Origin of the sequence: Bartonella sp. AA97HXZ, from assembly GCF_042196985.1 — a bacterium.
In the GTDB taxonomy this organism is placed as follows: domain Bacteria; phylum Pseudomonadota; class Alphaproteobacteria; order Rhizobiales; family Rhizobiaceae; genus Bartonella.
The window spans coordinates 1-547 of sequence record NZ_JBHIRC010000112.1 but is presented as its reverse complement, the minus strand read 5'-3'; the positions used below and the strand labels follow the sequence as shown (position 1 = coordinate 547).

Genomic DNA, 547 nt, shown 5'->3' with positions numbered 1-547 from the left:
GGGCAAGAGATCGGTTCTCGCCGCCGCTCTATTCTCAATTTATAGGAATTGATCATGACAAGTTTACAAACCAGCATTGACGTGGAATTGCAGGTTCCGCTTCTTTATCAAGATAAAAATGGCAAAGAAACTCTCTGCAAGAAACTGACCTTTTATCGCCCCACTTTTAAGCATGCCAAGCAATTAGCGGTGCTCATTGGACCACAATTGACAGAGCTGCTGCTTCCTGAGTTTGGAGAGCAAAAAACCACTTTGAGCAATGATGTGCTTATCACGAAGCTTTCTCAAGTTTTGTTCACAAGTGAGGCAACAGAAGGCATCACAGCACTTTTGGCTGATATGTCACATGAATCTATTGAATTGATTGATCGAGTTGATGTGATGGATATTGTCGCAATATTGAAGGCTTTTTTTGCTTTTTTTACGCAACGCCAATCCTCTCTGCCAGACAATTTGGAGCAGAACTAGCCCTTTATTATCACTGGGCGCCTTCAGAGATTAACCAGATGGATTGGCTGGATGTGATTGCCTATCGAGAAGAACTCGC

1 protein-coding gene is annotated in these 547 nt (G+C 43.0%); it reads left to right on the top strand.

Features of this window, described 5'->3' with window-relative positions; genetic code table 11:
* Window positions 1–54 precede the first annotated feature (54 nt).
* A complete protein-coding gene (locus ACFINE_RS09975; RefSeq protein ID WP_375621919.1) occupies window positions 55–468 on the top strand; it encodes a hypothetical protein in 414 nt (137 codons plus the stop codon).
* The last annotated feature ends 79 nt before the right edge of the window (window positions 469–547 follow it).

What these genes read in the sequence shown, in the direction of transcription:
- ACFINE_RS09975 (WP_375621919.1), top strand. Translation starts at nt 55, where the DNA reads ATGACAAGTTTACAAACCAGCATTGACGTGGAATTGCAGGTTCCGCTT.